We start from the raw sequence: 24,200 nt of genomic DNA on the forward strand, positions 1-24,200 counted from the left end.
TTAGTAAAAGAGTCGATATCGATATATAACGACTTGAGGCCGCACATGAGCTTGGGGATGAAAACTCCAAGTGAAGTGCATGAAAAAGCCAGCAGGGATTACCTACTGGCTTCATAAAAAAAGCGTCAACCTATTTTAGGACTAGACACGACTTAACTATTGAGTTTATTGACTAACTCCTGACGGCGCTCAGGAGGAATGACTGACCAATGTTTGCCATTGATAGCCCCTTCTAGAGCCCAGAGCAGTTCGAGTGATACATCCGCTGAGTGGGTTGCCTGAATAGCTTTAAACGCTTCTACTGAGCCCGCTTCCTCTAGATTTTCGACGCTCTCGATTCCTGCTTTCTTGAGCATTCGCTCGGTTGCAAGGCGGAGGTTAGGTAAGTCCTTGAGGCGATTTGGTCGAGTCTTCGCTTGCGATGTTTTTTCTTTTTTGGCAATGGCCAACGCACTTTGTGCCAACGCAAGGGCACGAGTAGGGCAAGAAGCTACATCATCCGTTAAAGCAAAATATTTGGTAACGACGGGAAAGCCTCGTTTTTTATAAACGTAGGGTTCTAAGCCTTCAGATTTGAATTGATTAGCCAGCTTGTCGTCGGCGCGGATATGGAGTTTATCGTTAACTACCAATGCGAACATTGTGTCGTCTGCGAAGATTCCGAATCCACCGAACATCGAACGTGACTTTATACGACCAAGCTGATCAAAAAGTCGCATCGAGTCTTTAAGTATTGGTTTATCCATGCTGTGTTATCTCGGTGTATATTATTATACGCCACCAAATTCAGGTCCGAGAGATTAGCAAAATAATGCAGATAAAGTGTCAGTAAGGTGTCATACCGAAATAAAATTCACTCGCTAATCCCTGAGTTCTAGAAAGATTATAGAGTGTTGTTTTAAACGATACGGATCGTTTGCATCTTTGCCCATCGGCAACCCCGCTACCTTTCAGTCTCCTGAGTCAGGCCGGAAGCTTTGCGTCCCACTCTTTCGAAGTGGTTTGCCCTGTTCGTGGCATTAGTCGAACATTTTAAGGATAAATAAAATTTGAGGTAAGTATCACATCTTGATTGATCAAATGTGATCTTGGTTCAAGTAAATTGCTTTAAAATGATATGTCCGACCAATAGATTGAGCTATCAGTCGGATGACAGCTAATGCTATTTGTTTAAGTTGTATACGGTATCGCGCACAACGATCTCAGGGTGCATTTCGAATACACGCTTCTCGTGTTCTTTGTCTTTGATGCGCTCAAGTAAAATTTCAAACGCATTTTTACCAACGCGACGTTTAGGTTGGTGAACTGTGGTTAGTGGTGGTGAGAAGTACTCGGCAAGTTCAATATTGTCGTATCCAATCACAGAAATATCTTCAGGAACACGAATACCTTTTTGCTGAAGTCGACTCATTAAACCTAATGCCATGGTATCGTTGAAACAAAATACGGCAGTTGGTTTGTTGTCCATAGCGACAATTTTATCGGCAGCCAGTACAGCGGTATCACACTCGAAGTTACCTTCAAGAATCCAGTTTTCGTTGACAGAGAGGTTGGCTTCATCCATCGCTCGTCGGAAACCTTGGATGCGCTCTTGGCATGCAGCTTTTTCGAAGTGACCACTCAGACAAGCGATATCTTTGTGGCCATTGTCTATCAGATATTTAGTCGCTAGGTAGCCACCTTCTTCTGAATTGTCGATGATTTTATCGGCTTGAGAGCTTTCAGGTCCCCAATCCATGACCACTTTTGGAATATCCTTATGGCGGTCTAGCATCTCACTTAATTCTTCTGTGAGGTCAGAACACATAACGAGGATACCGTCTACGCGCTTTTCCGCTAGCATACGGATATAGTCACGCTGTTTCTCGTATATGCCACCAGTATTACACAGGATCAATGTGTAGCCCTGACGGTAACAGTAGCTTTCTACGCCGTCGATGACTTCAGAAAAGAATAGGTTGGTCGATTGGGTAACAAGCATACCGATAGTTCTAGTGCTGTTACATTTTAAGCTTCGTGCGACCGCGCTTGGTGCATAATTCAATTCGGCAACGGCTTCCATAACTTTTTCTTGTGTTGCTTCAGCAACAAAGCGCGTCTTATTGATCACGTGAGAAACTGTTGTAGTTGACACGCCAGCTAGGCGTGCCACATCTTTAATAGTGGCCATAAGGTTCTGTCCTGTCGATGACTGCCAGGAAGTATATTCAGAGTGTAGAATAATTCGGCAGAAAGTATCAGAAACACAAAAACCGCTTTATTCAGCGGTTTGTCTCTAGTTCGTTCATTTTTATCGTTTGCGGTCACGATTTTAGACCGCAAACAGAAGAAGAGCAAATAAAAAACGAAGGTGTGATAAGTTTTAAATCACAGATTAACAATAAGGTTATTCACCTTTAAGATAGGTGCAATCAAGTTCAAGAAACGCAATCAGTAATGAAGCTGTTGCTGCGTAAAACCCAAATTCATCCAAAGCTTGGCACTTTCTAGTGAATTGTGGAAGCCAACTTAAAAGATGTTTATGAATAAACTGTTCCTGCTCGATAAAAGCATCTTCCATGTGGCGTTCTTGTTCTAACTCGTTGGAGCGGATAATCAAGTTTCCTAAAAAGTCGAGCTCAATCGCGAGGTGATCCGCAGGTTCATTCAGCGCTTTATCAACTTCAATGCCGTGTTTGGCCATTAGCTGCTCCATGTCTGTTGCAGGTTGATCATTGAGAAGCCCAGATTTGCCTATGTACACGGAAGCGTAGGGTAGCGCCGAGTCTTTGTCTGACTTTAGAAACAAATCGCAGAAGTCAGCGGCCAGTTCGAGCTCGGCATCTTCGCGATCGATAAGACGATTGAGTGCATCGACTAATTTGTTTATGGCCGACTTCAGATGAGGGTTTTCTCCTAGCCCAGTCAGAAAGGAACGGATTTCTGCTGAGTGATACTGCTGGAGGTTTTCCTCTGTTAACTCCTTGGCAAACAGGCTGGATAACCACCAGTAGATTTCAGCACGTTTTTCGTTGAATGCTTTGATTTCTTGCATTGGTTAAGACTCCTGGAAATTCTATTTATCAGTTTAACGAATAAAAATGAATAGCGGTAATGGCGGTTGTTTCAGATTGAGTGCAAAAATGGAAAGTTATTAATGGCCTAAGCGAGGTTTGTTTTGAATCAATAAAACATCGCCTTTCTGGTTTGAAAGCGGTCAAAAGCTAGAAATGTGACTGATTATGAATAGAATGAATGAGAGACAATTTCAAAATGTAATTAAGTGGTGTAAATGAGCTATCACGTATTAGTTGTAGAGGATGATGCCGCCACTCGCAGTAAACTGGTTGGTTACTTTCAGAATGAAGGTTACCAAGTGAGTGAAGCGGAAAGTGGAGAGCAAATGCGCGATACACTGCAAAATCATGCGGTTGATTTGGTGATGCTTGACATTAACCTACCTGGTGAAGATGGGCTAATGCTCACTCGTGAGCTTCGCAGTCAGTCTGATATTGGTATTATCCTCGTTACAGGACGTACGGATAGCATTGATAAAATTGTTGGTCTTGAGATGGGGGCCGATGATTACGTCACTAAACCGTTTGAACTTCGAGAGCTGCTTGTTCGGGTTAAAAACCTCCTTTGGCGTATATCGGCAGTACGAAGTGCTGGTGAGCTGAGTGAGCAGAAAAAAGATGATGGCAATATTGTACGTTTTGCGGAGTGGACCTTTGATGTGCAGCGTCGAGCATTGAGTAAAAATGGTGAGCCAGTGAAGCTGACTAAAGCAGAATATGAATTGCTAGTTGCTTTGTCATCATACCCAAATCAAGTCCTGAGCCGAGAACGTATCTTGAATATGATTAGCCATCGAGTTGATGCGCCGAATGATCGCACCATTGATGTTCTAATAAGACGTATGCGCGCTAAGATGGAATTTGACCCCAAGAACCCGCAGATTTTTGTCACGGTACATGGAGAAGGGTACATGTTTGCAGGTGATTGACCTAAACAGATAAGCAAAAAATACCGAGGCATGCCTCGGTATTTTTCATTTGATTAAACGTTACTGTCGGAAGCGTGTACTGCTTTCTCTTCGTAATCGGATGCCCAGTCACGTAACGATTGCCAGATGCGGCCCAGCGTTTCATGCCAATAGCGCTCAGTTTGCTCAAGATAGACAGCTTTCGGTGTGTACTTAGCCCACGCCTGAGTGACATTATCATGAGCCAAATAGTTGGTTGGCGCAGGGTAAGGCTTAAGGCCGGCAGAATGGAATTCATTCAGTGCACGTTTCATGTGGCTGGCGGAAGTGACCACGACCAATTTTTTGCGCTTAACAAACGCAGCAGCTTGCCTTGCTTCTTCCCAAGTATCCTTCGCAGTTTCCAGCAGAATAATATCCGACTTTGAAACGCCTAATGCGAGCGCAACTTTGGCCATCATACGAGCATTACTGACTTCAGAACCGCCTGCGTAACCTGACAGAATCAGCTTAGACCCTGGGTAGATACGCATGATGCGTATCCCTTCCGTCAGACGCATCAGGCCGGTGCGACTTAACTCAGACGTGGGAGGGATTCGGTCGTCCACCACGTGGCCACTACCTAACACCATGACATAATCGATCGTCTCATCGACCGGAAAAAACGCAGAATACTGACGCTCAAGTGGCATCAGGAGACGAGAAGAAACTGGCTGGAATGCAATGAGAAAAATACCAATGAAAGAGAATAGAACAACAAAACAGCCTGTTTTTTGCTTCCTTGTAAACATAATCAGCATCAGGCCTAAAAAACCTATGATCAGCATTGCTGGCAAAGGCATTAAAAGGGATGACACCACTTTTTTCAGCTCAAACATACTTAAATAGTCCGAAAAAACACCAATTGATTTTAATTTAAGAGAATCCCTCTTTATATCTGCCTTTCTTATGACAGAATAGCAGCACGATTCGACATGATAACCTAAGCCGCCGTGACTGAAGACCGCAATTTCGACGATATTGCCCACAAATTTGTAAAAAACATCTACGGCTCCGACAAAGGAGAGATACGCCAAGTTATTGTTTGGGAAGAACTTGAACAACTACTATGTGCGGTTAATGGTAGCAGGAAAAGTCTTGATGTGCTGGATGCTGGTGGCGGATTAGCACAAATGTCGCAAAAGCTGGCTAAACTCGGACATCGAGTCGCTTTATGTGATCTATCTTTGGAAATGCTGCAACTAGCAAAGCAGGATATTGAAAAAAATGGCTTGCTTGAGCAGTATCGCTTGATTCATTCGCCAGTCCAGAACATTGCAGAGCATCTGGAAAAGTCCGTTGATGTGGTCATTTTCCATGCTGTGATGGAGTGGTTGGCAGACCCTAAGCCCGCTTTAGAAACGGTGCTTGAGCAGGTGAAACCGGGGGGCGCGGCTTCCATCATGTTCTACAACCATCATGGTCTGGTCTACAAGAATGTCGTGTGCGGAAATATTCCTCATGTATTAGAGGGCATGCCGCATCGAAAACGATTTAAGTTACAGCCGCAGAAAGGGCTTAAACCAGAAGAGGTCTATAAGTGGATTGAAGACGCTGGCTTTGAAATCTGTGGCAAAGCTGGTATTCGCTGTTTCAGTGACTATATCGGAAACAGAGAATACATGGGCGACTATAAGACAGAAGATGTCGTGGAACTTGAGCGACAGCTGTGTCGACAAGAGCCCTACCTCTCGCTAGGCCGATACATACATGTATGGGCCAAAAAGAAAGAAGAACAGGAATAATAATGAGTGAGATGACTCTCAACGCTGCTGAGCAACCCATTGATGAATTGGTTGGCTGGGTAAAGCAGCACGATTTCTCATTAAACCTGCCGACTGAACGTCTCGCATTTCTCATCGCTATTGCAGTGCTTAGCAATGAGAGGTTTGATGAAGAATTGGGTGAAGGTGAATTGCACGACGCATTTACTATCGTCACTCGATTATTTGAGGATACCGGAGAAGCGTCTGCTTTCCGGGCTAACAACGCAATTAATGAGATGGTAAAGCAGAGGCTGATTAGCCGTTTTACCAGTGAAGTGAACGATGGCGCGAGCATTTATCGCTTGTCGCCGCTCGCGATTGGGATTACGGACTATTATGTTCGCCATCGTGAGTTTTCTAAATTACGCCTCTCTATTCAATTGTCGATGGTGGCGGATGAAATGGCGAAAGCGATTGAATCTGCTCAGCAAGGCGGAACGCCGGGGCACTGGAAAAAGAATGTTTATGGTGTGCTCAAATATTCTGTGGGTGAGATATTCGATCAAATTGATCTCAACCAACGTGTTATGGATGAGCAGCAACAATCCGTCAAAATACAAATTGCAGAGCTGCTTAACAAAGATTGGCGTGAAGCGATCAATAACTGTGAAGAGTTGTTATCTGAAACGTCTAGTACGTTACGAGAACTGCAAGATACGTTACAAGCCGCTAGTGACGAGCTACAAACTCAAATCCTTGATATTCAGGAAATTGTTTACGGACAAGATGAACTGGAATTTATTGAGGAGGCTTTGTTTGGCTTACAGATGAAACTAGATCGCATCACAAGCTGGGGCCAACAAGCGATTGATTTATGGATTGGATACGACAGACACGTCCATAAGTTTATCCGCACCGCAATTGACATGGATAAGAACCGTGCCTTCAGCACGCGTTTGCGTCAGTCAGTCAAAGACTACTTCGACACACCTTGGTATCTCACTTATGCCGATGCAGAAAGGTTAGTCGATCTCCGCGATGAAGCACTGGTTCTTCGAGATGACGAAGTGACCGGACAAGTGCCTCTGGAAGTGGAGTATGAAGAATTCCAACAAGTGAATGATGAGCTTTCTGAGCGTATAGGTGACATGCTCAAAGTACATAAAGAGCAGGGTACAGCTATCCATCTTGGAGCCGTATTACGCGACTATCTAGCACAGCATCCGCGCACTCATCATTTCGATTTAGCTCGTATCGTCATTGATCAAGCCGTACGTCTGGGTTACTCCGAATCGGATTATCAAGCGATTCAGCCAGACTGGCAGGCAATTAACGAATACGGAGCAAAGGTACAAGCAAATGTCATCGACCGATACTAATGATTACATGTCAGAAAATCTGGCAAAAGCGATTTCAAATCCACTTTTCCCGGCGCTAGACAGCATGCTTCGTGCCGGACGTCATATTTCTACCGAAGATCTCGACAATCACGCGCTGCTGTCTGACTTTGAAGTTGAGTTGTCTTCATTTTACCAGCGTTACAACACTGAATTGGTGAAAGCACCGGAAGGCTTCTTTTATCTTCGCCCGCGTTCAACGTCTCTGATTAACCGTAGTGTGCTGTCTGAGCTCGACATGTTGGTGGGCAAGGTGTTGTGTTTCCTCTACCTAAGCCCAGAGCGTCTAGCTCACGAGGGAATCTTTACCAATCAGGAACTGTATGAAGAGCTGTTGGCTTTATCTGATGAGAAAAAGCTGATGAAGCTGGTCACCAACCGCGCGACTGGTTCAGATTTAGATAAAGAAAAACTGTTTGAAAAAGTCCGCACTTCTTTGCGCCGTTTACGCCGCCTAGGCATGATCATCAACATAGGTGAAACCGGTAAATTTAGTATCAGTGAGTCGGTATTCCGCTTTGGTGCTGATGTCCGTGTGGGTGACGACATGCGCGAAGCACAGTTACGCTTGATCCGTGATGGTGAAGCTGTAGTGCATACCAAAGAGCCAAGCCAAGGCAGCTTACTGGCAGAATCAGAACAAGGTGATGAGTCATCTCAATCAGAAAAATTAGAAGAAGGTGAAGCATGATTGAAAGAGGTAAATATCAATCGCTGACCATGGTCAACTGGAACGGCTTCTTTGCACGAACCTTTGACATTGATGGCTTAGTTACCACGTTATCTGGGGGTAACGGTGCAGGTAAATCAACCACAATGGCGGCATTCATTACAGCCTTGATACCTGACCAAACGCTGCTGCATTTCCGAAATACGACCGAGGCGGGCAGTAGCCAGTCTTCACGTGACAAAGGCCTCTACGGTAAATTGCAACCAGGTGCCTGTTATGCGGCACTGGATGTTGTGAACTCACGTAATCAACGCTTACTGTTTGCAGTGAAGCTGCAGCAAGTCGCGGGTCGCGATAAGAAAGTGGATATCAAACCGTTCGTGATTCAAGGGCTGCCAAGCAGTGTGAAGCCGACGGATATTCTGATTGAAAGTGTTTCTGCGACTCAGGCGCGTGTTCGTCAGATCAACGAAATCAAAGAGTCAGTCGCGCAACACGAAGGTGTTCAGCTTAAGACTTTCAATTCCATCGTCGAATACCACGCACAAATGTTTGAATTTGGCGTGATTCCTAAGAAGTTGCGTAACTCTAGTGACCGTTCTAAGTTCTATCGCTTGATTGAAGCGTCGCTGTACGGTGGTATTTCGAGTGCGATTACTCGCTCATTACGCGATTACCTACTGCCTCAGAATGGCGGAGTAAAGAAAGCTTTCCAAGACATGGAATCGGCGTTGCGTGAAAACCGCATGACGCTTGAAGCGATCAAAACCACTCAAGCAGATCGAGACCTGTTTAAACATCTGATCACCGAATCGACAAATTACGTGGCGGCTGACTACATGCGCCATGCAAACGATCGTCGTAACAAGCTTGAGCAGACTCTATCTCTTCGCTCTGAACTGTTTGGTTCGCGTGAAACACTGGTTGAGCAAAACAATTTACTTAATCGCGTTCAAGAAGAGCTTGAACTGCTGGTGGAGTCTGAATCTGCCCTAGAGCAGGATTATCAAGCGGCTTCCGACCACTTACAGCTTGTCCAGAATGCGTTGCGTCAGCAGGAAAAGATCGAGCGCTACCAAGAAGATCTTGAAGAGCTGAGCGAACGACTTGAAGAACAGTTGATGGTCGTTGAAGAAGCGCAAGAACGTGTTCTGATGATGGAAGAGCAAGCGACGGTTGCGGAAGAAGAGGTAGACAGCCTTAAGACTCAGTTAGCGGATTATCAGCAAGCATTAGATGTTCAGCAAACCCGTGCACTTCAATACCAACAAGCAGTTCAAGCGCTTGAGAAAGCCAAAACCTTGCTGGAGGATGATGACCTTACTGCTGATCGCGCGCACGCTTTGGTGTCTGAACTGAAAAATCAGGAGTCAGAAAGCACGGCAGCTTTGCTGTCGGTGAAGCACAAACTGGATATGTCTTCAGCTGCCGTTGAGCAGTTTGAGACGGCGCTTACCTTGGTTCGTAAGATTGTTGGCGACTCAGTGGAGCGTAAAAATGCTGCTGAAGTTGCAAAGCAGTCGATTCGTCAAGCGCGGGATGCTGAGCAAATTGCACAAAATGAACAACAATGGCGAGCGCAGCACAGAGATCTAGAACGTAATCTCAATCAACAACGTCAGGCTCGTGAGTTAGTCGACGCGTATCAGAAGCAACATCATGCAGAGCTCGTTGATGAGTTAACCTTTGAGCAGGAGCGTGAACGTCATGCGATGCAGGTTGAATCGCTTGAGATGGCTCAAGAAGAGGTTCGCGAGCAGCGCAGTGAACAGCGCCGTCTCGAACAAGAGGCTGCGGCGGAAATAAAGAAATTAGAAGCCATCGCACCGACTTGGATTGCTGCTCATGATGCTCTGGAAGCGCTCAAGGAGCAGAGCGGGGCTGACTTGTATGACAGTCAGGCTGTCATGTCTCAAATGCAAATCGTACTTGAGCAAGAAAAGCAACAGTCATTGGCCAAAGAAAAGCTCGCAGAGCGCCGTACTCATTTAGAGAGTGAAATTGAGCGGTTAGCGTCACCGGGTGGCTCCAATGATCCTCGTCTGAAAGGCTTAGCTGACACATTAGGTGGTGTGCTGCTTTCAGAGATCTATGACGATATTACCATTGACGATGCGCCTTATTTCAGTGCGATGTATGGTCCATCTCGTCATGCGATTGTGGTTTCTGACTTAACGGGTATTGAAGAAAAGCTGGTTGAGTTAGACGATTGTCCTGAAGACCTTTACATCATTGAAGGTGATATCGATGCCTTTGATGACAGCTCATTCGATGCGGAAGAACTGGAAGGGGCGGTTTGTGTTCGCATGAATGATCGCCAGATGCGTTACTCACGTTTTCCAGAAATTCCTCTGTTTGGTCGTGCCGCGCGTGAACAACGTTTAGAGCTGCTACGTAATGAGCGCGAAGAAGTGGTAGAGCAGCATGCGAAAGCTGCGTTTGATTCGCAAAAACTTCAGCGTCTATATCAGGCATTCAACAACTTTGTTGCCAAGCACATCCAGGTTGCTTTTGAGGCCGATCCTGAGCAGGCTTTGATGATTGTGCGTGACAAACGCACTCAGGTGTCTCGTGTGCTAGCAGACTTAGACGCCAAAGAGCAGCAGCAACGCTCTCAATTGTTAGCGAGTAAGCAGGCGTTGTCCTCGCTTGATAAATTAGCACCGATGATGGCGCTGATTGAAGATGATTCACTGACACTGCGTTTCGAAGAGCTTGAAGAAAAAATCGCTCAGCTGTCTGAAGCAAAAGCATTTTTGAGCAGCCACGCGAAAACAGTCGCTGAACTGGAAAAAATTGCCTCAGCACTTGAAGCCGACCCTGAGCAATTCGATGCGCTGGAAGCCGAATATAAGGCCGCGGATGTTCAGTTACAGGAACTGAAGAAGCAGATCTTTGCATTGTCTGACTTGGTGGAGCGTCGCCACTACTTCGCCTATTCAGACTCCGTTGATCTGCTTAATAAGAGCAGTGAATTGAGTGAGCAACTCAAAACTAAACTTGTTGAAGCGGAGAGGCTGCGTACTCGCTCTCGTGATGAGCTGAAACAGGCGCAAGGGCAAATGAACCAATACAATCAGGTATTGGCTTCCTTGAAGAGTTCTCATCAGGCTAAGCAGGAAACGGTTCAAGAATTTAAGCAAGAGCTTCAAGAGTTCGGTGTTACTGCAGATGAAGGCGCACAAGAGCGCGCCATGCGTCGTCGAGACGAGTTGCAGGAACGTCTGCATACGTCACGCAGTCGTAAGAGTGAATACGAGCGTACCATCACGTCGACTGAGCTGGAAATGAAAGGTCTGGCCAAACGTCTTAAGAAGGTTCAGAAAGAATACATTGAGCTGCGCACCTTTGTGGTTGCAGCGAAAGCAGGTTGGTGTTCCGTACTGCGCTTAGCACGTGAAAATGATGTTGAGCGTCGCTTGCACAAGCGTGAACTGGCGTACATGTCAGCGGATGAGTTACGTTCGATGTCAGATAAATCGTTGGGTGCATTGCGTCTGGCGGTTGCCGATAACGAGGACTTACGTGATGCATTGCGTCTGTCTGAAGACAATGCACGACCTGAGCGCAAAGTGCTGTTCTATATCGCAGTATATCAGCATCTTCGTGAACGTATTCGTCAGGATATCATCCACACCGATGATCCCGTTGAGGCGATTGAAGAGATGGAAGTGGAGCTTGCTCGATTGACCGAGGAGCTGACGCAACGTGAAAATCGTCTGGCAATCAGTTCTGAATCTGTGGCTAGTATCATCAAGAAAACGATCCAGCGTGAGCAAAACCGTATCCGCATGCTTAACCAAGGATTATCGAATATTGCCTTTGGTCAAGTGAAAGGCGTTCGCTTGAATGTGAAGATACGTGAAAGTCACGAAATTTTGCTTCATGGTTTAGCGACACAGCAAGAACAGCATAAGGATCTTTTTGAAACCTCTCGCTATACCTTTTCAGAGGCAATGGCGAAGTTGTTCCAGCGTGTTAACCCACATATCGATATGGGGCAACGTAGCCCGCAAGTTCTGGGTGAGGAACTGCTGGACTACCGTAACTACCTTGAGTTGAGTGTGGAAGTCTGCCGTGGTTCAGACGGCTGGTTACAAGCTGAATCAGGCGCTCTGTCGACGGGTGAAGCGATCGGTACCGGCCAGTCTATTCTTCTTATGGTCGTTCAGAGCTGGGAAGAAGAATCTCGCCGACTGCGTAGCAAAGATATTGTTCCTTGTCGTCTGTTGTTCTTGGATGAAGCTGCGCGCTTAGATGCCAAGTCGATTTCGACCTTATTTGAGTTGTGTGACCGTCTCGATATGCAACTTCTGATTGCCGCGCCAGAGAATATCAGCCCAGAAAAGGGCACCACTTATAAGCTTGTTCGTAAGGTATTTAAAGACCATGAGCATGTGCATGTGGTTGGTCTACGAGGTTTTGGACAAGCAGAGCAGAATAAGTCAGAAGCTCAGGAGCTGATTGAAGAGCTGTAATAGATACTCATAAAGGCGGCGGTAAAGTCGCCTTTCTTTTATCACTCCAGCACATATCGTACATAAAAAAGCCTGCTTGTGATGCCAAGCAGGCTTTTTAATAATTGATGTGATTAGAACTGAGCGGTAGAGCCAAATTGTTTGGCAGCGTAAGCCACGCGTTCTTCCGCACTAGGGTATACCCTTGGAGCGCCAATGCTTTCGATATGGTGCAAACGTGGCAACAACCCTGCACCATTGGCAATTTGTATTGCTAAGCCAGGTCGGGCGTTGAGCTCTAAGACCATTGGGCCTTCTTCTTTATCCAACACCATGTCAGTCCCCATGTAGCCAAGCCCCGTCATTTCCCATGCGCTAGAGGCCAGCACTAAGAGTCGCTCCCAATGCGGGACTTGAAGAGTAGAGAGATCTTTATCAGTGTCGGGGTGATGAGTGATAGGTTGGTCAAACTGAACAGCACGGATCGCCTTACCGGTGGCGATATCGATACCGACACCCACGGCACCTTGGTGAAGGTTTGCTTTACCATCGGAAGCGGCAGTTGAACAGCGCATCATCGCCATCACTGGATAGCCTTTAAATACGATGATTCTCACATCAGGCACGCCCTCATAGCTAAAGCCATTGAAGCAGTCGTCGAACTTAATTAAGTTTTCTACGACGGCAACGTCATTTTTACCACCGAGAGAGAACAGACCAGCCAATGCATTACTGATATGACGCTCAACATCTTCTTTATTGATCGTTGAACCAGAAGGCTTAGTGTAAACCCCGTTTTCATGTGAGGTTACTACCAAAATGCCTTTTCCCCCGCTACCTTGAGCGGGTTTAATAACAAAGCCAGGCCAGTCTTTAACCATGTTGTGGATGGTTTTCACTTCCGCTTGATTGCGAATCACACCAATCAACTTAGGTACTGTAGCTCCTGCCGCTTCAGCAATGATTTTTGTTTTCAGTTTGTCATCCACCAGTGGATATTTAGAGCGATCATTGTAGCGACCAATGTAACTGTGGTTACGTTGGTTCATGCCCATAATCCCCTTATGACGAAGCTTATTTGGCGATGTAAACTGCGAAGTTAAACGTGTCAGCATCGTTTTAGTCCTCCGCTAGTGGTTTAAAACGACGTAGCTCCGTTAGGCGGTAGCCGGTGTAAGTACCAAGCAGTAGGATACCTGCTAACACAATCAGCTGAAGGCCGATAAAGTTGAAGGTTAGATGCTGAATGTACGTGTTGGTCATCGCGAGATAAACCAGAACTGCGGTAGCCAATGAACCACCACCTTGAAGCACCACCTCTTTAGCACCTTCTTCTTCCCATAGTATTGACATTCGCTCGATGGTCCACGAAAGGATGATCATTGGGAAGAAGGTAATCGATAGGCCTTCTGTTAAACCAATTTTAAACGCCACAACTGTGAACACGGAGATGATCATGATAACAGTGATAATTACAGCAGAAATTCTTGCGACCAGAAGCAAGTTAAGCCTTGAGAGATAACTGCGAATGACGAGACCAGTCCCCACAATTAATAAGAAACCCACAATACCAGTCACAAGCTGAGTTTGAACAAAAGCAACTGCAATCAAAACAGGCATGAAAGTACCAGAGGTTTTCAAGCCAATGATGACACGCAAAAAGACGACGATCAGAGCCCCAATCGGGATCAGCATGATGGTTTTAAACATCGCTTGCTCTTCAAGTGGCAGACTGTGAATAGAGAAGTTCAGTAGCCCGTCCGCTTCAACTTTATCGAGAGTTGCCTGCTTTGGAGAAACTTCTTGGGCAATCATAGAGAAGTGGACTTGGCTATTTTGGCCACCAATGATGTCAAGCAGCGAGACGTTTGACTCATCCCATACAAGGATGTTTTCAGCGATGACCTGGTTCGCATTTTCGGGATTGAAGAGTTGCCATTCTTTACCATCCCATACTTGGTTCATTTGCTGGATTGTCTGACGTCGACGGCCATCTTCGAGTTCAATGACACCTACTGCTTTGCTTGGAACTTTGGCATAAGCGAGAATCTTATCGACCGCATCCACTTTAGACATATTGTTTAGCAAAAGTGCAGCGTTTTGGTTGTCTGAATCGTTAAGGGTTTTAATCAGCTCACGGGTAAAGGTAATATCATCGGCGGAGCGCTTGTTAGCACGTTCAATGAGCGAAACGGCAGCGGCTTCTGTTGGGCCATCAAATGTTGGCGGGATGATGTCTTGATTGGGTTTGAGCGGTTCTACTTTTGCTTGTGGGTCAACAAGAAACTGGGCTTTGTAGTAGATTGTTTGAGCTCCCACTGCATGACGAATAGACCACTCCGCACGCCGCCCTGTTTCGGTGTTGACATATGAAACGCCATAGCCAGGAGATGACGATGACTCACTAATGAGCGTGAATCCGTTTTGAGTATGAGGGGCGGCTAACGACGCCTTAACCGGTTTAGCTTGAGCATTGAACTCAATACGAGCTTCAATATCCCAAATTTGGCGGGTTTCTCCTGGAGTCCAAGGAACGCCGTAAGTCTGATGTCTGAACAGGCTTAAAGCGATGCCTGCAATAATCAGCAGGATGACCGATATGTAAAAGGGGACTTTAGACGTCATAAACTACCTTATTGTTTTTGTTCAATTTCCGTTTGGATGTACTTCTTGCTGACATCCACCACTGCAATATCTCGGATAAATTCACGACCCAGTAACACAGGATGGGTCATTTGTGAACGATCTGCCAAAGTGAACTGTGTTTTTTCGTGAATCTTGCCCAATCTTACCCACAATTCGACCACAGCTCTGCGCTCCATCTCATCATTTGTGGCTTGGCGTATTTTTACGAAGCGAATAATTGGAGCTTCAATCCAGTTCGTATCATCCAATGGGGTCACACCATCAGATAAATGGAAACGCACCCAGTTTTTTCCATTGCGTTCAAATTGTTCGATATCGACTGCATTTAAAGAAGAGGTTTCAGCTCCGGTATCGATTCGGCTGTCAAAAGTCTGCTTAATTGAATCGATAGTGACTCGTTCGATTGCGCCTAGCAACAACTCTTGGGAAGGAGGCGGTGTAGCTTGAAGTGAGGTCGAAGTGATGACTGGGTCACGGCTTCTCTTCATTTCAGCCATAGTCTCTGTTTTAAATTTGAGCAGTTCTTTATCTAACGAATCGATCTTGGTTTGTAGGCTTTCAATGTGTTGGGCTTGACTACTCACCTGTTGCTCTAGGTGAGTAAATTTTTGCGTGAGGCTTATTTCTGAAGATTGGATTGCTGCAAGGGTTTCTTGATGGTATTGCTCACCGTTAATAAGTGTGCAGCCTGAAAGTAACGCAATTGAAATGACCGGAGTCAACTTGGTAAACATTGAGAATCCTGCATGAGATGTAAGTTGTTTATAAAAAATTAGGAGTTTAGAACATTCCTAGCCCAGCTCACAAGGCACATTGCCAACGCAAGCCGGATCGAGTAACGATTAGTGATACACTGCAAAAAATAGGATGCAGTGAGCATCCTAAATTTTAGAGTCTTTTAAGTTTCAGATTAAGTATTTGCCCGACCTAAAAAGTTAGGAATCTGTCAAGAATTAGTCTTAATTAGGTTTTTTCGCGACTAGGATGGCTCGGCGTGGTGCAGGGTGACCTTCGACCGTTTTTCTTGGATCATTCTGGTCGAGATAGTCGGGTAGAGAATTGTGAGTCATCCAGTCTGTGGTACGCTGTTCATCAACGGATGTGATATTTTCATCGACGATACGTACGTCCTCGAACCCAACTTGCTCAAGCCATACTTTGAGTGCTTTGGCCGATGGGAAAAAGTACACATTTCGCATCTGAGCATATCTATCAACAGGTACTAAAACCGACGTTTCATCTCCCTCAATGACTAAGGTTTCTAAAACAAGCTCTCCCCCGGCGATAAGCTGATCTTTGAGTTGAATAAGGTGATCGAGCGGGGAGCGTCGATGATAAAGTACTCCCATGCTAAATACGGTATCGAACGCTTCTAGCTTTGGTAGCTGCTCAATTCCTAATGGTAAAAGGTGCGCACGCTGATTGTTGCCCATTAATTTACGCACCGCTTCAAACTGGATCAGGAATAGGTGGGACGGGTCAATACCAACACACAAGCGGGCATCTTCGCCCAACATGCGCCACATGTGATAGCCATTACCACAGCCTACATCGAGAACACTACGGTTCTTAAGTGGTGAGATATGCGGTAGGACTCGATCCCATTTCCAGTCACTGCGCCACTCTGTATCAATGTGAATACCGTGTAGATGATATGGGCCTTTACGCCAAGGGTGGAACGTACGAAGCAGACTTTCTAGCTTTTTCAGCTCACCATCGTGAAAGGGTGTATCGTTGGCAATGGTAACTGAGTTCTTCAAATCAACCTGATCTGGAGAGCCTTCGGGAATCTTGTTGAGTGCTTTTAGCCAGCGACTAAAATCACCATGTTCTGCGTTTTGCCAATCGGTTAGTTGCTGAGGTAAAACATTAAGCCATGGCTGGAGGCGCGTATCCGTGGCAATTAACTGATAAAAATTGGCAAAGTTAAACATAGTTTTTCACTGATAATAAATTAAACAATTTAGCTCAATATGCTGAGCAAACGACTCATTTTTGCTACTTTATAGCGAACATTGAACCAAAGTTGAAACATTGGAACCAGACATCGAAGCTACTAAAACCGATTTCGGCAAAGCGTTCTTTGTGTTCTTTTTTCGAGTCAGGGCGCATGACGTTTTCAATCGCACTGCGCTTTTGACTGATCTCGAGTTCGCTGTACCCATTCGCACGTTTAAAGTCATGGTGAAGGTCAATAAGCAGCTCATTCGAGACTGGGTCTTCGAACACATATTTTTCCGAGAGAATCAATATCCCACCGGGGCGAAGGCCTGCGTAGATCTTCTCAAGTAAAGTATATCTGTCTTGTGGCGAGAGAAATTGTAGGGTGAAGTTAAGTACTACGACAGAAGCGTTTTGGATTTCAATATTGCGAATGTCTGCTTCTACCACATCCACAGGTGTATCGCTGCGGTAAGCATTGATGTGCAGCTTGCAGCGCTCAACCATGGCAGACGAGTTATCGACTGCAATGATTTGGCAACCTTCCTGCTGAATATGACGACGCATGGATAAGGTTGCGGCGCCGAGTGAGCAGCCAAGATCGTAAATATTCGAATGCGGTTTAACGAACCTTTCGGCCAACATACCAATAGCAGAGATGATGTTGCTGTATCCAGGGACAGATCGCTGAATCATATCAGGAAAGACTTCTGCAACACGTTCATCAAACGTGAAGTCTCCTATTTTATCGATAGGAGCGGAAAACATCGTATCTGGATTGCTCTTAGGGTTCATAATCGATTCTCTGACAAGTGTCGCAGTCGCATCAAAAAAGGCGCGTATTTTATGAGAAAATCGCGCCCGTGTCATGTGTTGAGACAATTCTACTCAGAACATCTGTAACTGCGAATTGCCATCGTTGGCCGGGAATGCTGATAAGTCAGGCAATTGAGTAGTGTTTTGCAGCATTTTGTACAAATTACCCGCAAGTTCTGGCGCAATAATATTGTCGGCGGTATGAATCATTACATAAGGTTGTTTACCTTCGGCTATCCACTCTGGTAGCTTTTTCAGCCAAGGGGTGAAAAAAGCGTAGTTTTCAGACTCCGTTGGATGACCGATAAAGCGAATCATGGGGTGTGAGGCTGTGGCGATGGCGTGCACTGGGACTTTAGGTTTCTTTTGCTGTGCGTCGATGATGGCTTCATTGTCCGGTTTTGCTGCAAACACAGGGCGGCTATCCATGATAATCCGGTCGTAGCCTTTCTCGTACAGCCACTGGTTTAATTGACGTTCTTCTTCACCTTTGGCGAAAAAAGCAGGATGTCGAACTTCAACGCCAATAGGGAAGTTGGGTGGGAATAAATCGCAGAACCTTTGCAGATCATTTAGATGTTCGGGGCCAAAAGCAGCTGGTAACTGAATGGTCCACTGGCCAATGCGGTCATGCAGAGGTGCCATGATTTGCATGAACTCGTTGAGTGGCCCTTTGCTGCCTCGTAGCATTTGTTGGTGAGTGATCGCTTTAGGCAGCTTAAAAGTGAACTTGAAATCATCATGCGTCGCAGCTCGCCAGTTCTGAACTGTCGACACACTCGGAGTGGCGTAAAACGTCGTATTACCCTCAACAGTATGAAAAACTTGGGCGTATTTTTCTAACCTTTCAGCTGGTTTGGTCCCACTGCCATAAAAGCTTTGTTGCCAGTTGTTATGTGACCACATGGTGAGACCAAGTCGAAGAGGTAATTCGTTCATATCTAAATGTCTTTGACTGTTTTGCTAGATACTTTACGAGAGTTTTGAAGAGAGTGATACTTTCGAGCTATAATCAGCGCCAATTTTTTCTGATTGATGTGGTTTTGCTCTTTTATTGCGCTAAAAAGCATCAAAACCGGATAAATAGCAATAAATTGTATTCTGAGTAGTCGATTTTGAATGACTTTCAGCGTATAAATGGATCTTTGCGCTATCAGCTAGGAAAACGCTGATATCGAGTAATTAACAAATTTAAAGAGATTGGGAAATTCATTATGCGTACCCATTACTGTGGTCACCTGAACAAGTCCCTTGCAGGACAAACTGTAGAACTTTGCGGTTGGGTTAACCGTCGTCGTGATTTAGGCGGTCTTATTTTTATCGATATGCGAGATCGTGAAGGCGTCGTTCAGGTAGTTGTTGATCCAGATATGGCAGATGCGTATGAAGTAGCTAACACACTTCGTAATGAATTCTGTATCAAGCTAACTGGCGAAGTTCGTGTTCGCCCAGATAGCCAAGTAAACAAAGATATGGCAACGGGTGAAGTTGAGATCATCGCGAAAGGTCTTGAAATCATCAACCGTGCGGACGTTCTGCCACTAGATTTCAATCAAAAGAACTCTGAAGAGCAGCGTCTAAAGTATCGCTATCTAGACCTTCGCCGCCCTGAAATGAGCGATCGCATCAAGCTACGTGCTAAAGCGTCTAGCTTTGTTCGTCGTTTCCTAGATGACAATGGTTTCCTAGACATTGAAACGCCAGTTCTAACTAAAGCGACGCCAGAAGGCGCACGTGACTACTTAGTACCAAGCCGCGTTCACAAAGGTTCGTTCTACGCGCTTCCTCAGTCTCCACAGCTATTCAAACAGCTGCTAATGATGTCTGGTTTTGACCGTTACTACCAAATCGTTAAGTGTTTCCGTGATGAAGACTTACGTGCTGATCGTCAACCAGAATTCACTCAGATCGATATCGAAACGTCTTTCATGACGGCTGATGAAGTTCGTGCTACGACCGAGAAAATGGTTCGCGATATGTGGCAAGAGCTACTAAACGTAGACCTAGGACAATTCCCAGTGATGCCTTTCTCTGAAGCGATTCGTCGTTTCGGTTCTGACAAGCCAGATCTACGTAACCCACTAGAGCTAGTCGACGTTGCTGACCTAGTGAAAGACGTAGAGTTCAAAGTATTCTCTGGCCCTGCAAACGATGAGAAAGGTCGTGTTGCGGTAATTCGCGTACCGGGTGGCGCTTCTCTAACTCGTAAGCAGATTGATGGCTACGGTGAATTCGTTGGCATCTACGGTGCGAAAGGTCTTGCATGGATGAAGGTTAACGACCGCGCTGCAGGTATGGAAGGTATCCAATCTCCAGTGGCTAAATTCCTAAATGAAGATGTGATTAACGGTATTCTGGATCGCACTCAAGCTGAATCTGGCGACATCATTCTATTCGGTGCAGATAAAGCGAACACAGTTGCAGAAGCAATGGGTGCACTGCGTCTGAAACTGGGTAAAGACCTTGAACTAACAGACGAGAACGCATGGGCTCCGCTATGGGTTGTTGACTTCCCAATGTTCGAAGAAGACGATGAAGGCAACCTGCACGCAATGCACCACCCATTCACTTCTCCATTAGGTGTGAATGCTGAAGAATTGAAAGCAAACCCAGCAGCAGCGAACTCAAATGCTTACGATATGGTTATCAACGGCTACGAAGTTGGTGGTGGCTCTGTTCGTATTCACAACGCAGAAATGCAGGCAGCGGTGTTTGATATTCTTGGTATCGATGCAGAGGAACAGCAGCTTAAATTTGGCTTCCTACTGGACGCTCTGAAATTCGGTACGCCTCCTCATGCAGGGCTTGCATTCGGTCTAGACCGTCTGGTTATGCTGTTATGTGGTACAGAGAACATCCGTGACGTTATCGCGTTCCCTAAAACAACAGCGGCGGCGTGTCTACTTACCGATGCACCAAGTGTTGCAAACCCAGCAGCACTGGAAGAGCTTGCGATTGCAGTAACGGCTGCAAAAGAGAAAGACGCAGAATAAGCTTTTCGCTGATAGTGAATGTAAACGGCGCTTCAATTGAAGCGCCGTTTTTGTATGTTCGGAGTCACAGTGGCTGCAATTAGATCAGGATTTCTTTCCATTCACCTGGCTGTAATTCACCTAGCTTAATATCGCCCATTGAATATCGAATTAGACGTAGGGTTGGGAAGCCAATATTAGCGGTCATGCGGCGAACCTGACGGTTTCTTCCTTCGATAATGGTGATTGCCAGCCAAGTGGTCGGAATATTGGCCCTAAAGCGAACAGGAGGGTTACGTTCCCATACACTGGGCTCTGCCATCACTTCAACTTTTGCTGGTAGAGTCATGCCATCTTTAAGCTCAACACCCTTCCTCAACTTATCGAGATCAGACTCTGATGGTGCGCCGTCAACTTGCACCCAATACGTTTTCGGTGACTTAGATTTTGGTTGAGTCAGCTTGGCCTGCAGTATGCCATCATTAGTCAGTACCATTAGGCCTTCGCTATCTCTGTCTAATCTTCCAGCGGCATAGACATCTTTTACTGGGATAAAGTCAGCGAGTGTTTTTCGGCCTTCGCCATCAGTAAATTGGCTCAAAGTATCGAAAGGTTTATTAAACACGATCACCTTGCGATCTTCAGGGGCTATTTTAGGCTTAGTACTCGCCGGCTTTTTACGGTTCTTTGATGAATGATGTTTGGTTTTATAGGTCGAAGCTGGGCGTTTAAAACCGGGCTTATGTGAACGTGAAGAGGGCGAGGAGGACTCACGGCGTGAGCGTGTTGACATGTTAACTACCTTGCAAAAATGTAAACGAAGTGTGGGCGAAAATTTTCAAAGCCACCCATTTTAGGCTATGATGTGCGCGCCCGAAAACAGGATTGGTGCACAAGATAATAGACTATTCCTCCGATTTTGTTTAATTATAAAAGTACAGTTCTCATGGATCTTACGCTTCAAACAAAAAACGTAAGGAAAAAACAAAAGAGACAATAAAATCGCAACAAGTGAGGGGATGACAAATCAAACTTGTTAGCGGACACACAACCCAAAGCCGTTCATCCGACGGACTTTGTAAGAACAATAGGGAAATTTCATGCCTACAGAAAAACCTACAATTATTTACACCATCACTGATGAAGCTCCTGCACTAGCAACGTATTCACTGCTACCAATCATTCAGTCTTTCACGGCTTCATCTGGTATTGATGTTGATACTCGTGATATCTCTCTAGCTGGGCGTATTATTGCAAACTTCCCAGAGCATTTGACTGAAGAACAACGCATTGGTGACGCTCTATCGGAGCTGGGTGAGCTGGCAAAGACGCCAGAGGCTAACATCATTAAATTGCCGAATATTTCTGCTTCTATCCCACAGCTTAAAGCAGCAATCAAAGAACTTCAGGACAAAGGCTACAATCTGCCTAACTACCCTGAAGAGCCAAGCACTTATGAAGAAGAAGCTATTAAAGCGACTTACGACAAAATTAAAGGCAGTGCAGTAAACCCTGTACTACGTGAAGGTAACTCAGATCGTCGTGCCCCTCAGTCAGTTAAGAATTACGCCAAGAAAAATCCACATTCAATGGGCGCATGGTCGAAAGACTCTAAGTCGCATGTATCAAGCATGTCAGATAGTGATTTCTTTGGTAGTGAAAAGTCTCACACGGTGGATGGTGCGACCGAAGTTAAAATCGAATTTGCTGCTGCTGATGGTTCTGTGAAAGAGCTGAAAGCACCATTTGCTCTGCAAGATCAGGAAATCATAGATTGCGCAGTAATGAAGAAAAAAGCGCTAGTTGATTTCTTTGAAAAAGAAATTGCTGACGCAAAAGAGAAAGACGTTCTTTTATCGCTGCACATGAAAGCAACCATGATGAAAGTGTCGGACCCAGTGATTTTTGGCCATGCTGTTAAGGTTTACTACAAAGACGTATTTGCTAAGTACGGTGACGTATTTGAACAATTGGGTGTTGATGTAAACAACGGTATTGGTGATGTTTACGCTAAGATCGCCTCTCTACCTGCAGCTCAAAAAGAAGAAATCGAAACGGCACTACAGGCTGTGTACGAAACTCAACCGCCACTAGCAATGGTTGACTCTGATCGTGGAATCACTAACCTTCATGTGCCAAGCGATATCATTGTTGATGCTTCTATGCCTGCTATGCTGCGTTCTTCAGGACAAATGTGGGGCCCAGATGGTAAGCAGAAAGACACCAAAGCGATGATCCCTGATCGTAGCTACGCAAGCATTTATCAAGCGGTGATTGATTTCTGTAAAGAACATGGAGCGTTTGATCCAACGACCATGGGTAGCGTGCCAAACGTAGGCCTAATGGCTCAAAAAGCGGAAGAATACGGTTCGCACGATAAGACTTTCATTCTTGACCAAGCGGGTACAGTTCGAGTGGTTGACACTGCTGGAGCAGTATTGCTTGAGCAAGCTGTGGAAGAAGGCGATATCTTCCGTATGTGTCAGGTGAAAGACGCACCGATTCAAGACTGGGTGAAACTGGCGGTAACACGTGCTCGCGCAACGGGTGTTCCTGCAGTATTCTGGCTAGACGAAAATCGAGCACATGATGCTCAGCTGATCAAGAAGGTGAAAGCTTACCTGCCTAACCACGATACATCAGGTCTAGAAATCAAGATCCTAGCACCACTCGATGCATGTAAGTTCTCTCTAGAGCGTATCAAAGAAGGTAAGGATACGATTTCTGTTACAGGTAACGTATTGCGTGACTACTTAACGGATTTATTCCCGATTCTAGAGCTTGGCACGTCAGCCAAAATGCTCTCAATCGTGCCACTGATGAATGGTGGCGGTCTGTTTGAAACTGGAGCGGGTGGTTCTGCGCCTAAGCACGTTCAACAGGTTGAGAAAGAGAACCACCTACGTTGGGATTCTTTGGGTGAATTCCTAGCGCTCGCGGCGTCTCTAGAGCACCTAAGCACTGTTACTGGTAATGCGAAAGCTCAAGTATTGGCAGATGCACTAGACAAGGCAACAGGTGAGTTCTTAGATAACAACAAGTCTCCTTCGCGTAAAGTGGGTGAGTTAGATAACCGCGGTAGTCATTACTACCTAGCGACCTACTGGGCGCAAGCTCTCGCATCACAAACAACAGATGCAGACTTGGCAGCAGAATTTGCTCCTATAGCCGAAGCATTGTCTTCTAACGAAGATACTATTGTCGCTGAGCTTAATGGGGCACAAGGTGTTGCTGGTGAACTGGGTGGTTACTATGCTCCTGAGTTTGAGAAAGCATCAACTCTGATGCGCCCAAGCGCAACACTAAACGCTATTATCAATCGCTAATTCGTTGATTAAAAAAATAAAAAAACCCGCCAATTGGCGCAATGTAGATCAGATAAGGATCGGTTGACCGATCCTTCTGATGAGAGACAATCGGAAATCTGTTTATAGGTTTCCGATTTTTTTATGTCTATTCAACACTTCTTTGCCGACTTCCTTGAAGAAAACCCTGTTGATGTTGCCCAACTCACCACCTTTTCTGAACACATTCCCGATGCGTGGGTAGCTAAAGCAGCCTCACTGTCCGATAAAGCGACTATCCGTCGACG

General features: G+C 45.6%; 18 protein-coding genes, 1 pseudogene and 1 riboswitch. Of the genes and pseudogenes, 8 read left to right on the forward strand and 11 right to left on the reverse strand.

All coding sequences use genetic code 11. The annotated features are described in order from the left end of the window. Nucleotides 1-152: 152 nt before the first annotated feature. The 3 genes from L1D15_RS21590 to torD form a co-directional block, all read right to left on the reverse strand. Complete coding sequence (locus L1D15_RS21590; protein ID WP_239838244.1) at nt 153-746, reverse strand: TfoX/Sxy family DNA transformation protein; 594 nt, start codon at nt 744-746, stop codon at nt 153-155. Between the two features lie 184 nt (nt 747-930). Further along, a riboswitch (cyclic di-GMP riboswitch) is annotated at nt 931-1,017 on the reverse strand. Between the two features lie 145 nt (nt 1,018-1,162). After that, nucleotides 1,163-2,170 (reverse strand): HTH-type transcriptional repressor PurR, encoded by a 1,008-nt coding sequence (gene purR / locus L1D15_RS21595; protein WP_239865720.1) that lies wholly within the window; start codon nt 2,168-2,170, stop codon nt 1,163-1,165. A 216-nt stretch (nt 2,171-2,386) separates the two neighbouring features. Then, entirely contained in the window at nt 2,387-3,034 is a 648-nt protein-coding gene (torD, locus tag L1D15_RS21600) for a molecular chaperone TorD (protein WP_239877008.1), read from the reverse strand. A 237-nt stretch (nt 3,035-3,271) separates the two neighbouring features. On the opposite strand from torD, the gene torR reads away from it, so the two are divergent. Continuing rightward, on the forward strand, nt 3,272-3,985 hold the full coding sequence (gene torR / locus L1D15_RS21605; protein WP_239865723.1) for a two-component system response regulator TorR: 714 nt from the start codon (nt 3,272-3,274) through the stop codon (nt 3,983-3,985). A 53-nt stretch (nt 3,986-4,038) separates the two neighbouring features. Here torR and elyC read toward each other — a convergent pair whose 3' ends face one another. Then, complete coding sequence (gene elyC / locus L1D15_RS21610; protein ID WP_239838248.1) at nt 4,039-4,842, reverse strand: envelope biogenesis factor ElyC; 804 nt, start codon at nt 4,840-4,842, stop codon at nt 4,039-4,041. A gap of 114 nt (nt 4,843-4,956) precedes the next feature. On the opposite strand from elyC, the gene cmoM reads away from it, so the two are divergent. From cmoM to mukB, 4 genes are read left to right on the forward strand one after another with little or no spacing between them, the layout of a single operon-like run. Beyond that, nucleotides 4,957-5,748, forward strand: coding sequence for a tRNA uridine 5-oxyacetic acid(34) methyltransferase CmoM (cmoM, locus tag L1D15_RS21615; RefSeq protein WP_239877009.1), 792 nt, complete (start codon nt 4,957-4,959; stop codon nt 5,746-5,748). A gap of 2 nt (nt 5,749-5,750) precedes the next feature. Next, nucleotides 5,751-7,088 carry a chromosome partition protein MukF gene (gene mukF, locus L1D15_RS21620; RefSeq protein ID WP_239877010.1) on the forward strand — a complete coding sequence of 446 codons (1,338 nt, stop codon included), beginning with the start codon at nt 5,751-5,753 and terminating at the stop codon, nt 7,086-7,088. Beyond that, entirely contained in the window at nt 7,069-7,797 is a 729-nt protein-coding gene (mukE, locus tag L1D15_RS21625) for a chromosome partition protein MukE (RefSeq protein WP_006962903.1), read from the forward strand. The genes mukF and mukE overlap by 20 nt, the downstream gene beginning before the upstream one ends. Beyond that, the gene (mukB, locus tag L1D15_RS21630; RefSeq protein ID WP_239877011.1) at nt 7,794-12,254 is read left to right on the forward strand and encodes a chromosome partition protein MukB; all 4,461 of its coding nucleotides are present in this window, start codon (nt 7,794-7,796) and stop codon (nt 12,252-12,254) included. Before mukE ends, mukB begins: the two co-directional genes overlap by 4 nt. Nucleotides 12,255-12,367: 113 nt before the next feature. Here the strand turns inward: mukB and L1D15_RS21635 are convergent, their stop codons facing one another. The 6 genes from L1D15_RS21635 to L1D15_RS21660 all read right to left on the reverse strand — a co-directional run bounded on the left by L1D15_RS21635 (nt 12,368) and on the right by L1D15_RS21660 (nt 18,575). Further along, nucleotides 12,368-13,348 (reverse strand): alpha-L-glutamate ligase-like protein, encoded by a 981-nt coding sequence (locus L1D15_RS21635; protein ID WP_239838252.1) that lies wholly within the window; start codon nt 13,346-13,348, stop codon nt 12,368-12,370. A 4-nt stretch (nt 13,349-13,352) separates the two neighbouring features. Next, complete coding sequence (locus L1D15_RS21640; protein ID WP_239865727.1) at nt 13,353-14,858, reverse strand: inactive transglutaminase family protein; 1,506 nt, start codon at nt 14,856-14,858, stop codon at nt 13,353-13,355. An 8-nt stretch (nt 14,859-14,866) separates the two neighbouring features. Then, on the reverse strand, nt 14,867-15,613 hold the full coding sequence (locus tag L1D15_RS21645) for an ATP-dependent zinc protease (protein ID WP_239838254.1): 747 nt from the start codon (nt 15,611-15,613) through the stop codon (nt 14,867-14,869). 225 nt (nt 15,614-15,838) lie between these two features. Continuing rightward, complete coding sequence (gene cmoB / locus L1D15_RS21650) at nt 15,839-16,813, reverse strand: tRNA 5-methoxyuridine(34)/uridine 5-oxyacetic acid(34) synthase CmoB (RefSeq protein ID WP_239865728.1); 975 nt, start codon at nt 16,811-16,813, stop codon at nt 15,839-15,841. Nucleotides 16,814-16,877: 64 nt separating this feature from the next. Continuing rightward, nucleotides 16,878-17,615 (reverse strand): carboxy-S-adenosyl-L-methionine synthase CmoA, encoded by a 738-nt coding sequence (gene cmoA / locus L1D15_RS21655; RefSeq protein ID WP_239865730.1) that lies wholly within the window; start codon nt 17,613-17,615, stop codon nt 16,878-16,880. A gap of 93 nt (nt 17,616-17,708) precedes the next feature. Beyond that, nucleotides 17,709-18,575, reverse strand: a complete 867-nt coding sequence (locus L1D15_RS21660; protein ID WP_239865732.1) for a DUF72 domain-containing protein — start codon at nt 18,573-18,575, stop codon at nt 17,709-17,711. A 275-nt stretch (nt 18,576-18,850) separates the two neighbouring features. Between L1D15_RS21660 and aspS the strand changes: the two genes are divergently transcribed. Beyond that, nucleotides 18,851-20,629 carry an aspartate--tRNA ligase gene (gene aspS, locus L1D15_RS21665; protein ID WP_006962888.1) on the forward strand — a complete coding sequence of 593 codons (1,779 nt, stop codon included), beginning with the start codon at nt 18,851-18,853 and terminating at the stop codon, nt 20,627-20,629. A gap of 79 nt (nt 20,630-20,708) precedes the next feature. Here the strand turns inward: aspS and L1D15_RS21670 are convergent, their stop codons facing one another. After that, nucleotides 20,709-21,401 carry a pseudouridine synthase gene (locus tag L1D15_RS21670; protein WP_239877012.1) on the reverse strand — a complete coding sequence of 231 codons (693 nt, stop codon included), beginning with the start codon at nt 21,399-21,401 and terminating at the stop codon, nt 20,709-20,711. Nucleotides 21,402-21,708: 307 nt separating this feature from the next. Between L1D15_RS21670 and L1D15_RS21675 the strand changes: the two genes are divergently transcribed. Together L1D15_RS21675 and L1D15_RS21680 are read left to right on the forward strand one after the other, a co-directional pair. Then, nucleotides 21,709-23,934, forward strand: a complete 2,226-nt coding sequence (locus tag L1D15_RS21675) for an NADP-dependent isocitrate dehydrogenase (protein WP_239877013.1) — start codon at nt 21,709-21,711, stop codon at nt 23,932-23,934. A 123-nt stretch (nt 23,935-24,057) separates the two neighbouring features. Further along, a pseudogene (locus L1D15_RS21680) lies at nt 24,058-24,200 on the forward strand (IS4 family transposase); the annotation flags it as partial.

Source organism: Vibrio sp. Isolate25 (assembly GCF_022398025.1).
GTDB classification, from domain to species: domain Bacteria; phylum Pseudomonadota; class Gammaproteobacteria; order Enterobacterales; family Vibrionaceae; genus Vibrio; species Vibrio coralliilyticus_A.

Coding starts and splice junctions, on each gene's coding strand:
- L1D15_RS21590 (WP_239838244.1), bottom strand. CDS start 746: ATGGATAAACCAATACTTAAAGACTCGATGCGACTTTTTGATCAGCTT.
- purR (WP_239865720.1), bottom strand. CDS start 2,170: ATGGCCACTATTAAAGATGTGGCACGCCTAGCTGGCGTGTCAACTACA.
- torD (WP_239877008.1), bottom strand. CDS start 3,034: ATGCAAGAAATCAAAGCATTCAACGAAAAACGTGCTGAAATCTACTGG.
- torR (WP_239865723.1), top strand. CDS start 3,272: ATGAGCTATCACGTATTAGTTGTAGAGGATGATGCCGCCACTCGCAGT.
- elyC (WP_239838248.1), bottom strand. CDS start 4,842: ATGTTTGAGCTGAAAAAAGTGGTGTCATCCCTTTTAATGCCTTTGCCA.
- mukF (WP_239877010.1), top strand. CDS start 5,751: ATGAGTGAGATGACTCTCAACGCTGCTGAGCAACCCATTGATGAATTG.
- mukE (WP_006962903.1), top strand. CDS start 7,069: ATGTCATCGACCGATACTAATGATTACATGTCAGAAAATCTGGCAAAA.
- mukB (WP_239877011.1), top strand. CDS start 7,794: ATGATTGAAAGAGGTAAATATCAATCGCTGACCATGGTCAACTGGAAC.
- L1D15_RS21635 (WP_239838252.1), bottom strand. CDS start 13,348: ATGCTGACACGTTTAACTTCGCAGTTTACATCGCCAAATAAGCTTCGT.
- L1D15_RS21640 (WP_239865727.1), bottom strand. CDS start 14,858: ATGACGTCTAAAGTCCCCTTTTACATATCGGTCATCCTGCTGATTATT.
- L1D15_RS21645 (WP_239838254.1), bottom strand. CDS start 15,613: ATGTTTACCAAGTTGACTCCGGTCATTTCAATTGCGTTACTTTCAGGC.
- cmoB (WP_239865728.1), bottom strand. CDS start 16,813: ATGTTTAACTTTGCCAATTTTTATCAGTTAATTGCCACGGATACGCGC.
- cmoA (WP_239865730.1), bottom strand. CDS start 17,615: ATGAACCCTAAGAGCAATCCAGATACGATGTTTTCCGCTCCTATCGAT.
- L1D15_RS21660 (WP_239865732.1), bottom strand. CDS start 18,575: ATGAACGAATTACCTCTTCGACTTGGTCTCACCATGTGGTCACATAAC.
- aspS (WP_006962888.1), top strand. CDS start 18,851: ATGCGTACCCATTACTGTGGTCACCTGAACAAGTCCCTTGCAGGACAA.
- L1D15_RS21670 (WP_239877012.1), bottom strand. CDS start 21,401: ATGTCAACACGCTCACGCCGTGAGTCCTCCTCGCCCTCTTCACGTTCA.
- L1D15_RS21675 (WP_239877013.1), top strand. CDS start 21,709: ATGCCTACAGAAAAACCTACAATTATTTACACCATCACTGATGAAGCT.